Source organism: Mucilaginibacter terrae (assembly GCF_042679325.1).
GTDB lineage: Bacteria > Bacteroidota > Bacteroidia > Sphingobacteriales > Sphingobacteriaceae > Mucilaginibacter > Mucilaginibacter terrae.
On the sequence record NZ_JBHTMJ010000017.1, the window covers coordinates 288,788 to 299,267 of the forward strand.

Consider the following 10,480-nt stretch of genomic DNA (forward strand, 5'->3'; position numbering starts at 1 on the left):
ATGGTTTAAAGAAGCCCCTCCCAAACCCTCCCCGGGAGGGAGGGCTTAAAAGAGAAGATCGGATTATTTGGTTACTTGTAAGGTGAGCGTAGCATCGGGTAAACCGGCCATACTGGCTTTAAAGATGATGGTACCTGTGGGGGCGGTTGCTTTTACAATAGCTATACAGTTGCCCTGAAATGCCTTACGCTCGCTGGCCTGGTAGGCTTCGTGACTTAAAATATTTCCGTTATCAACCGCTTGTATCATGCCTGCACCGGTAATGGCAAACTTTATGAGGTTATCGGCATTGGGGCAGGGTATGCCGTTGGCATCAACCAGGGTTGCTTTTACTATAGATACAGCATCCCAGTTATTGCTTAACTTATTCTGACTCGCGCTTAACACTATTTTAGCTGGCGCACCAGCCGATTTAAATTCTTCGGAGGCTACTTCTTTGCCTTTATTGCGGCCTACAGCCCTGATAGTCCCTTTCTCAAAGGTAAGGTCCCATTCGCGTGGCGAATCGTTGGCAGGCTTGCTTTTTACTCCTTCAGATTTTCCGTTGAGGAACAACTCTACTTCATCGCAATTGCTGTAGATCTGCACTTTGGCATTATCGTAGGTATCAAAATCGGTCGGGGTCCAGTTGGCTACCCAGTTACCGGCACCTGCATTATCCGATTTTCGAACGATGTGCACCACCGGCTTATCGCTCCACCAACTCTGGCGTTGCAGGGCCTGTTGTTTCCAGCCACCAGCGCGGTCAAATAAACCCTGGTTGTTCGTGGTTTCGGGCCAGTCGGCTTCTCCCAGGTAATCAATACCGGTCCATAAAAACTGACCGGCCATGTAAGGCTTATCGCGCAGGGCCAGCCACATGTTTAATACGTGGGTATTCTCGGTACCAATCACTTTCCAATCGGGGTGAGCCTCATGCGCAGCTACCAATTCGTTTTCGCGGTAGTTTTGACCTACCACATCCATCATAGCAGCAAAGCCGTTGGCATAAACGCCCGATACGTTTGGACGGAACAAGGCCATGGTAACAGGACGTCCCGGATCGAGCTGATGTACCAAATTTTGCTGATCGCGGTATTTTTTAAACCCGGCCGAATCTTTCAGGCTATCATGTATTTCGTTACCAACACTATAAATTACTACAGATGGATGATTACGGTCGCGCATCACCATATCGCGGGTATCGCGTTCCCACCACTCGGTAAAGTATAGGTTATAGCCTTTTTCGCCGTTGTTTTTGGCAGCCGTCCAGGTATCAAAGGTTTCGTCCATCACCACAAAGCCCATACGGTCGCACAGGTCTAAAAACTCAGGTGCCACCGGGTTGTGCGAAGTACGGATACCGTTCACACCGGCTTCTTTAAGTAGTTTAAAGCGTTCTTCCCAAACACCTAACGGTACGGCTGCGCCTACAGCGCCGCCATCGTGGTGTAAGCAAACGCCTTTAATTTTAATGTTTTTACCATTAAGCCAAAAGCCGGTAGCGGCCTCAAATTTGGCTTCGCGAATACCGAAAGTGGTTTTTACACCGTCTATTACTTCGCTGCCTTTAACAACACGTGTTACAGCAGTGTAAAGTACGGGCTGATCCAAATTCCAGAGTTTAGGATCGGCCACCTGCGCTTCTAAAGTATAATCGGCCATTTTACCTGCGGCTACAGTTTGGCTGTTGCTTGCCGTGCTTACCGTTTTACCGGTGGCATCTATAATGGTAGTGGTTACTTTATAATCGGCTGCTATTTTAGTAGGATTTACCACTTGCGCCTGCACTTTAACCGTGCCCTTTGCTGTTGTGGCAACCGGTGTGGTTACATACACGCTCCAGGGAGTAAAATGCACCGGGTTATATTGCACCAGCCTTACATGCCTGTAAATACCCGCGCCAGTATAATAGCGCGATGCCGGCTGAATACTATTATCGGCCTTTACGGCTATTATATTGGGTTTATCGTAAGAAATATAAGGTGTTAGATCATAAGTAAAGCTAATATAACCGTAGGGCCTTTTGCCCACATGATGCCCGTTAATCCACACATCGCTATTGGTCATTACACCATCAAACTCAATGGTTACGTTTTTACCGGCGCTGGCCTTGCCAAGCGTAAATTGTTTGCGGTACCAGCCTATACCTGCGGGTAAATAGCCACCACCCCGGCTGGTTGGGTTAGCCTGGTCGTACGGGCCTTCAATACTCCAATCGTGTGGTACGTTTAGCTTGCGCCAAGCCTTATCGTTAAAAGCAGTTTGCTCGGCTCCAGTGGCATCGCCCTTGTAAAACAGCCAGTTGTCATCAAAAGAGGTGATGACCCTTGGTGTGCTTTGGGCATTAGCAACCATAGTTGCGGCCAGCAGAAAGAGGATAATAAAGTAGGATCTCTTGGTCATAAAAATAAATGGTTATGGCTTGGTTTGAGCCAGGTTTGGTATGTTCAATTGGGTATTATCGGTAGTGGTGATGTTGCTGTTATTCCATTGCCAGCCTTGGGCAAACTTCACATCGCCGGCCGTTAACGCAGTAATTTTTACGTTATTAAATTGAAAATTCTCCAGTACAGAATTATCAAGCCCGATAGCGTTTACCGCTTTTTTTGCACCGGTTACTCTAATATTAGAGATATAAATATCTTTAAAATGCGGTAAACCTCTGCTTTCGGGCTCTACTTTGGTGAGCATTTTTTTCCAATGTGGTGGCAGCGTACTTTCTGTATAACCATCGGGCAGTTTAGAATAGCTGTAGCTGGGGTTCCAGTTCATCGTGATCTGAAATACCGTGCCCACACCGTTCATAGTAATGTTTTGAAAGTGGATATCCTCAACAGTGCCGCCGCGCGTAGTGGCCGATTTGATGTTTAACCCGTTACTGGTACCCTTACCTGTTAAATCTGTAGCAAAAACGTGCTTTATACCACCCGAGGTTTCGCTTCCTATGGTTAGCAAACCAGCCCCTGCGCCAGCTACACAATTACGGATCACCACATACTCGGTGGGTTTGTTCACACGCAGCCCGTCCCAGTCGCGCCCGGCTTTCAGGCAAAAATTATCGTCGTTACAATCAATATCACAATTTTGTATCAATATGCGGGTTGATGAATCTACATCTATTCCATCGGTACTGGGCCCGTGCCCATCCACATTATTACGAATAATGATTCCATCAACCGTAACCTGGTTAGAATACAGCAATTGAACCGTCCAAAAGCCTGCCTGTTGCAGGGTAATATCTTTAATAGTGATATTGTTAGAATTGGCAACCAGTAAGGTACGCGGACGTTTGGCATCGTAATCCACTATCCAGCGCAGACCCTTAGGTTCGTACTCTTTACGCATGTTCCAATACAGGTCCCAAAAGGGTTTTCCCTGGGCGTTAACCAGCCCTTTACCCGTAATAGCCGCATTACTGGCTCCCGATATGTTTAACAAAGCAGCGGGCCATTTCATTTCTATACCAGCTATACGGCTATCTATTTCGGGATAGTCTTCAATATGCTGGCTGCCTAACAATTCGGCTCCTTCATCCAGTTGCAGGTTTACATTACTTTTAATAAATAACGATCCTGTTAAATATTTACCCGGCTTAAACTTTACAATACCTCCGCCCGCAGCCGCACATTTATCAATGGCTTGTTGTATAGCTTTGGTATTTAAGGTTTTACCATCGTTAACGGCAGCATAATTATTTACCCAAAAGGCTTTGGTTTTGGCAGGATATTTTTTGGCACCTACAGTTTTTACCCAGCCCGGTTCGGTTGCCGCTTTGGCCAGGGGCAAATTAAGCAGCAATAAAAACGCGGCTATTAATGGTAGGTGTTTGTTCATAGTTCGTAATCTTGTATGGTGTTTAACATACCCCTGCCCCTCTAAAGAGGGGCATTAAAAAAAATATCATTCGGCTTTTGCCGGTTTAGCTACCTCAACGGCATAGATCTCATCGTGCCCTTCAAAATTGGCGCGGAAGATGACCCATTTTTCATCGGGCGAAAAATGCACATTAGGTTCTTGCTTGTAACCATGGTTTTTCATGTTCACTAGCTTTTCCGACTTTAACCGGTCTCCTTCGGGCCTAAACAAATAGATCCACATCCCATCTGGCGCTTTGGCTACCTGGCCTGGGTCGCCGCCATCGCCGCAAAACAGTTTTTCGTTAGCCGTTACATTAAAGTGGATAGACCACTCGTTGCGGTTCATTTCGTAGATTTTTTCCTTACGGGTTTTCAGATCATAACCGGCTAAAAAGAAAGTTTGGCCTTTAGGTTTTTGCAGATCGAACCACTCGGTATTGCCCTTTGGCGACCAAAACTCATGGCCTGCAATTTCCATTGGCATGGTACGTTTGTGCATAAGGGTGGATTTACTGGTTTTAATATTGTAGTTCCAAATACGGTCCACTTTTTCCCAGGGCCCTTCGTGGCAATAGGATAAGATATTGGGATCGGTAGGTGAAAACAGCAGATGATTAGTCCACTCGTTCTCTTTGTTAACCTCTTTAAGTTCTTTAGTTATGGTATTGAGGGTATATAAGGTATGCTCGATATGTGCCTCGTAAATACGCGGAAAAAAGTCTTTCTTTTCGGGATATTGTTTTAAAATCTCGCGTTCCTGCTCACCTGTAGATTTTACGCAGGCCAGGTAAGTACCGTCGGCATTTATGGTGCCAACCCTGCCTTTAAACGCCGGATCGAAAGCATAAATAAACCGTTCTGTACGGGTATCCACATTGACTGCAAAAACACTGTCGCCGCATTGGTAAAAAGCTTCGCGCGTTTTAGGACAAACCATTTCGCCGCCAACTTTGAGCCTATTGGTTAACTGTAAGGTTTGTTTTGTTTTTAGGTTAATGGTAAATAGCTGGCGGCCTTGAGGTGTACCCCCCGAAAACACCATCAGATCGCCCTCGTTTTTACGCTGGGGCACAAAGCAATTATTATTAAAGTAAAAACTCGTATTACCACCGGCGCGATCCACCAAACGCACAATTTTATGTCCTGTATCTTTATCTATCCACTCATTAACCGGCATGGGCAGTTTACCCGCGCCGGTTTCGAGCACCGGTTGCGCTTTAGTTACTACCGCATGGCAGCTTAAAACCAATAGCAGTCCTAAAAATCTTTTCTTCATGCCGGCTGTTTTAATTAATTACCATCGGGTTTAACAGTAGAATTTTTAGGACTCATAGGCCAGTTGAAGCTTTCAACAGCATCGGGTTTCGACGGATCAAAAGCGGGCATATCCACCAGGTATTTCTTTAAGCTTAAATCAGATGCTTTTATACCTTCTATGATACATTTAGCCAGTTCGTAAGCACCGTAGGTATTAAAATGGGTATTATCCTGCAGCGCTTTTGTCTGGCCGGGGAATGTATTGGCCGCGTAATGTACAAATGCCTTTTTAGATGGTTCAACGCCCATGGCATCGTAAAAACGGGAGCTCATTTCGTTAAGATCTATCAAGGCTACATTTTCTTCTTTAGCCACCTTGCGAACGGCATCGGGATAATCGCCCAGTGTATTTACCGTTTTACCTTCGCTGTTAAACGAACGGCGCGCGGTAGAAGTAACAATAACCGGGATAGCTTTACGCTCGCGGGCTTTACTAATAAAGAGTTTTAAACGCTCGGTGTATGATTTGTAAGCACCGTCATCAGGTCCTTTCTCTTTCTGATCGTTATGGCCGAACTCTATAAATAAATAATCGCCGGGTTTAATTGTGCTCATGATTTTATCCAGGCGCTTACTTCCTGCAAAACTACCTAATGTAAGACCCGATTCGGCATGATTGGAAATGGCTACGCCGGGTTTAAAGAACCGCGGTATCATTTGCCCCCACGAAGCCCAGGGTTCATCGTCCTGGTCTACAACGGTGGAGTTACCAGACAGGTAAACCGTAACCTGATCTTCTACTTTTTCAATTTCCAAAGCCGCTAAACAGGGCTTGCTATCACAAAACTCAAGCGTTAGCCTGTCATCCCAGTCAAGTTTGCCATTTTCACGGCTTTTTAATGATACCCGCCCGCCCGTACTAATTTCGGGTTTACGCACATTTACAATAAAACTAACTTTTTTAAGCTCGCCAGGCTTGGTAGCTACTTTTTCGAGCATCAACCTCCGCGATTCGGCCTTAACCGTAGTAAGGCTGCTGCCATCGGCATCTCCCAGGGTTACGGTAATTTTATAATTACCCTCGGGTACCTTTACCGAAAAGTAAAATGAGGAATCAGTGGTGATAAAGCCCGTATTAGCTTTATTTTTTCGGGTTACAGCTTTTGCAGTGCTGCCAAAATCAAACCCATAGGTATCGGTATAGGTTTTACCGGGTTTAACTTGTGTGTAACCGGGTTTAGGCTTACCGCTTCCAAAATCAAATTTATAACTTGAAGGAATGCTTTGGGCACAAGCGTTCATAACCATGCCCGAAAAAACCGTAGTTAACGATAATGCCAGTAATTTTACAGAGGTTGTCCTCATAATATTTTATAAATTAAATGTTTTACAGCGGTTTATACCTGCAACGATGCAGGTTTGGTTATAATACTGTAGGTCAAATTTATTTTAACTGTAGCTAATGGGTATCCTGTACCGTCCTGAAAGCCCGCCACCGCCCCGAAGGGGAAGCCCTTTTTAGCATGATTGTTACACATACAGTACAATATGCACCGCAAACCTTTATTGGGAAGCTGGTTGGCTTGAGTTCAGTTTAACGTAAGTTGGCGTGTCTCTATCGCAGGTAATGATACCGTTTGCCTCCTTTAGCTCAGCTATTTGCAGCGAGCTACGCTGCCTGTTATACTGACTTGCAGCCGGTGGAGTAGTACGGCCGGGATGGGTAAAGTAGATGATGTATGCCCTGTTATTATGCACTAAAATATCGGCGTGCCCGCCTATTACACCATCATCCGTGCCGGTGCCGGGTACTTGTAAAATATTGTCGGGCTGGCGTTTCCAGTTCACAAGGTTGGCAGAGCTATACACGGCTAAACCGCGCCACACATCGGTTATCATCCAGTATTTACCTTTCCATTCAAACACCTTGGGACCTTCGCCACCCTGGTCGGCTACGGCCTTTTTACCGTCGACCCAGGTGTAAAGATCCTTACTGTCAGCATAGTAGATGGATTTATGGTCGCGCTCATTATTGTACCACATGCGCCAGTTGCCATCTGGCAAACGAAACACACAGGCATCTATCAGTTTATCGCTGGCCAGTTTAAGGGTTGATTCGTATTTCCACTTGAGCAGGTTTTTACTGGTTAAATGCAGGATATTACGCGGGTGTGCCCAGTCTTTAAACACACCCGGCACATAAGTTAAATACATGTGATACAAGCCTTTGTGTTCTATAATTTCGGGTGCCCAGTGCGTATAACCGCTGGTTGGACGGTACCCGATGTCGGCCGTATCGCGGTATCTCCAGGTGGCCCCGTCTTTTGATTCGGCTATGCCAATGCGGGTACCGTGTACCCACTCTACTCCACCTATAGTGGTATCCTTGGCACGGCGGTTGGTGTAAAACATAAACCACTTTTTTTCAGCCTTGTTCCAGATCACCACCGGATCGGCAGCACCATCGTAAACAGGGTCCCGAAAAAGCGGTTTGGGAGCTAATTTGCCGGCTTTACTTGCTTGCGCCTGCACATTGAACCCTGAAATGAGCAATAAAAATATAGTTGGTAGAATCTTAAATAAGTTCATTTTTTTTTCAAAAAACTTCATATTTCCTTATTTTTTCACAGGTGCGCCATGTAGCAGTGCCTAATGCCCAAAAAGCTTAACGTGGCTACTTATTTCGCTGCATTCAATTTTTCAAACTCGGCAGCGGTGATCTTGAAAACCGTACCATGACGGATGCCCGAAGGCAGCTGGATCTGGTCGGAAATATCGGTCCAGGTTTTTAAATCGGTTGAGGTAACGGCACCGTATTTATGATTGCGGTACTTATCAAAATACACAATCCACTGCTTATCTTTTTGCAGTACGGTTGGCCCTTCGGCCCAGTAGTCGCCGGTAATTTTTTCGCCTTCCTGTTTGTAAGGCCCGGTCAGTTTATCGGCATAGGCTATTTTAATATTTTTTTGCACGGGCTTCACGGTTTCGTCCTTTAAAAACATGATGAACTTTTTACCGTATGGCAAAATGGTGGCATCGATGCTATTAAAACCCGGGTCGAACAGCAGCTTGGTTGGGGCAAATTGCTTAAAATCTTTAGTAGTGGTATAGTAAATACGGTGGTTATAACCTTTCTCGGCAACAGTATCGGCTGCGGGGTACCGGCCCGTAATGGTGCTGGCCCAATAAATCATGTAATCCTTACTTTTGGCATCGTAGGTTACCTCGGGCGCCCAGGTGTTCCGGGTACCAGCTTCGGCGGCCATAAGGGGTAAAAACTCCTGTTCCGACCAGGTAATGAGGTCTTTTGAACTGGCGTATCCTATCCCCTTATCGTTCCAGCTTACGGTCCACACCATGTGGAACAATCCATCGACACCACGTATTATGCAGGGGTCGCGCATGAGCTTATCTTTAGCTACTGCCGGTTTTAAAAAAGAGCTATCGCCTTTAAGGGCTTGCCACTTCAGCCCGTCGGTACTGGCGGCCAGGTGCAGGCCATCGGCACTACTGCCTTTAAAATAGCAAAATGCATAAACGTCTTTAGGGGCAGTTTGCGAGCGTACACCTGCCGATACCAATAGCAGCAGGAAGAAAATATACAGGTTTCTCATCATAAATGGTTTATAAAGTGGGGCAAATTACCCAAAGGTAATGAGATTACTTTACCATGAAATGGTTTAACCATCCTATACTGTCGGCTCCGGTTATTTATATATCATAAATTTAAACTTAATTTGTTTAGCGCAAATTACTATTAGTGCCAAACTTTTATAAAATTATAAACCAGCTATGTGTACACTATTGTGGCATAGCCTTAACGTATTTACCCCATTATGATGAAAGCTACAAAAGCCGGATTACTGCTTTGCTGCGGATTACTGACCAACCACCTGGCCTTTAGCCAAAAGGTAAACGATGTGGTTACGCCCTTGCATGCCTTAAAGGTAAACTACCCTACCCCTTACGATGTAACCACTCCTGCCCAGGTTAAAACCACGCTCGACCGCATACTCGTTTACCTGGATAATGGCACACCTGCACAGTTTGTAAAGCGCGGCACCAACACCCCGGTTACTTTAGCCAAGGCTGATACCGGCACCATATTTAAACCCGGCGATTTCCGGCTTACCAGTTACGAGTGGGGTGTAACCTATGCCGGGATGTTGCTGGCAGGGGAAGCCACCGGCGATAACCGCTATACCGATTATACCAAAACACGCCTGAATTTTTTGGCCGATGCCATACCGGTGTTTAAAAAACTACCTTTACAAAAACCGGCACGCCGCAACCCGCTGCGCTCGGTTATAGACCCCGAAGCTTTAGACGATGCCGGCGCCTTATGCGCAGCTACTATTAAAACCATCAGGTTAGGTGGCGCATCGGCCAATATGCGCCCCATGGCCGATAATTTTATCAGCTTCATTAGCACCAAGCAACAGCGCTTTGCCGACGGCACCCTGGCCCGCAACCGCCCGCTAATGAATACCCTTTGGCTCGACGATATGTTTATGAGCGTACCCGCCCTGGCACAAATGGGTAAACTTACCGGCGATATTAAATATTACGATGATGCGGTAAAACAGGTTTTGCAGTTTAGTGCCCGCATGTTTAACACCCAGAAAGGCGTTTACATGCACGGCTGGGTACAGGAAATGGATGTGCACCCGCAGTTTCACTGGGGCCGCGCCAACGGCTGGGCCTTAATGGCCATGACCGAATTGTTAGACGTACTACCCGAACAACACCCTGGCCGCAAAGCCGTATTGGCGCAATACCAGGCTTTGGCTAAAGGCTTAGTGGCCTACCAGAGCAGCAAAGGCTTTTGGCATCAACTGTTAGACCATAACGATAGCTACCTTGAAACCTCGGCCACGGCTATTTATGCTTACTGTTTTGCCCGCGGCATTAACCAGGGCTGGTTAAACGGTAAGGCCTACGGCCCGGCTACCCTGCTGGCCTGGAATGCCACCGCCACCCAGGTAAACGCCCAAGGACAGGTAGAAAATGTTTGTGTAGGCACCGGCATGGCCTTCGACCCGGCTTTTTACTACTACCGCCCGGTTAACGTGTATGCCGCGCACGGCTATGGTCCGGTTTTACTGGCCGGCGCCGAGGTGATTAATTTGTTAAAGAAGCATACATTTGAGGTGAATGATAGCGCGGTGATGATGAAGAATTAAATTGATAGTTTGGAGACTATTGGCATGGTGGTTCGAAGTCAGATAACTTCGAACAGCGGGGGTACCGTCTTTTTAAACACGGTAATATTTTACAAATTTTTGTAAAACAATTCCCTTGCAGATTAATAATCAATTACTTATCTTGCCTGTGGGTTAAACAACCAGCCTTATTGCAATTTACATGAAACACACTCACCC

Annotated in this window: 8 protein-coding genes; 1 reads left to right on the top strand and 7 read right to left on the bottom strand. The window is 46.2% G+C overall.

Features of this window, described 5'->3' with window-relative positions; all coding sequences use genetic code 11:
* Positions 1-63: 63 nt before the first annotated feature.
* From ACFQ3S_RS17450 to ACFQ3S_RS17480, 7 genes are all read right to left on the bottom strand, one after another.
* The gene (locus tag ACFQ3S_RS17450; RefSeq protein WP_377166838.1) at positions 64-2,385 is read right to left on the bottom strand and encodes a glycoside hydrolase family 2 TIM barrel-domain containing protein; all 2,322 of its coding nucleotides are present in this window, start codon (positions 2,383-2,385) and stop codon (positions 64-66) included.
* Between the two features lie 12 nt (positions 2,386-2,397).
* Complete coding sequence (locus tag ACFQ3S_RS17455) at positions 2,398-3,816, bottom strand: glycoside hydrolase family 28 protein (protein ID WP_377166840.1); 1,419 nt, start codon at positions 3,814-3,816, stop codon at positions 2,398-2,400.
* Between the two features lie 66 nt (positions 3,817-3,882).
* A complete protein-coding gene (locus ACFQ3S_RS17460) occupies positions 3,883-5,115 on the bottom strand; it encodes an oligogalacturonate lyase family protein (protein ID WP_377166842.1) in 1,233 nt (410 codons plus the stop codon).
* Positions 5,116-5,129: 14 nt separating this feature from the next.
* Positions 5,130-6,461 (bottom strand): rhamnogalacturonan acetylesterase, encoded by a 1,332-nt coding sequence (locus tag ACFQ3S_RS17465; protein WP_377166844.1) that lies wholly within the window; start codon positions 6,459-6,461, stop codon positions 5,130-5,132.
* A gap of 32 nt (positions 6,462-6,493) precedes the next feature.
* Entirely contained in the window at positions 6,494-6,634 is a 141-nt protein-coding gene (locus tag ACFQ3S_RS17470) for a hypothetical protein (RefSeq protein WP_377166846.1), read from the bottom strand.
* A 25-nt stretch (positions 6,635-6,659) separates the two neighbouring features.
* The gene (locus ACFQ3S_RS17475; protein ID WP_377166848.1) at positions 6,660-7,685 is read right to left on the bottom strand and encodes a family 43 glycosylhydrolase; all 1,026 of its coding nucleotides are present in this window, start codon (positions 7,683-7,685) and stop codon (positions 6,660-6,662) included.
* 89 nt (positions 7,686-7,774) lie between these two features.
* A complete protein-coding gene (locus tag ACFQ3S_RS17480; protein WP_377166850.1) occupies positions 7,775-8,716 on the bottom strand; it encodes a glycoside hydrolase family 43 protein in 942 nt (313 codons plus the stop codon).
* 219 nt (positions 8,717-8,935) lie between these two features.
* Here ACFQ3S_RS17480 and ACFQ3S_RS17485 point away from each other — a divergent pair, with 219 nt between their 5' ends.
* On the top strand, positions 8,936-10,282 hold the full coding sequence (locus ACFQ3S_RS17485; protein WP_377166852.1) for a glycoside hydrolase family 88/105 protein: 1,347 nt from the start codon (positions 8,936-8,938) through the stop codon (positions 10,280-10,282).
* The last annotated feature ends 198 nt before the right edge of the window (positions 10,283-10,480 follow it).

Bases quoted from the DNA above. Each gene is read 5' to 3' on its own strand.
- ACFQ3S_RS17475 (WP_377166848.1), bottom strand. From the start codon at position 7,685: ATGAACTTATTTAAGATTCTACCAACTATATTTTTATTGCTCATTTCA.
- ACFQ3S_RS17450 (WP_377166838.1), bottom strand. From the start codon at position 2,385: ATGACCAAGAGATCCTACTTTATTATCCTCTTTCTGCTGGCCGCAACT.
- ACFQ3S_RS17465 (WP_377166844.1), bottom strand. From the start codon at position 6,461: ATGAGGACAACCTCTGTAAAATTACTGGCATTATCGTTAACTACGGTT.
- ACFQ3S_RS17455 (WP_377166840.1), bottom strand. From the start codon at position 3,816: ATGAACAAACACCTACCATTAATAGCCGCGTTTTTATTGCTGCTTAAT.
- ACFQ3S_RS17470 (WP_377166846.1), bottom strand. From the start codon at position 6,634: ATGTGTAACAATCATGCTAAAAAGGGCTTCCCCTTCGGGGCGGTGGCG.
- ACFQ3S_RS17480 (WP_377166850.1), bottom strand. From the start codon at position 8,716: ATGATGAGAAACCTGTATATTTTCTTCCTGCTGCTATTGGTATCGGCA.
- ACFQ3S_RS17460 (WP_377166842.1), bottom strand. From the start codon at position 5,115: ATGAAGAAAAGATTTTTAGGACTGCTATTGGTTTTAAGCTGCCATGCG.
- ACFQ3S_RS17485 (WP_377166852.1), top strand. From the start codon at position 8,936: ATGATGAAAGCTACAAAAGCCGGATTACTGCTTTGCTGCGGATTACTG.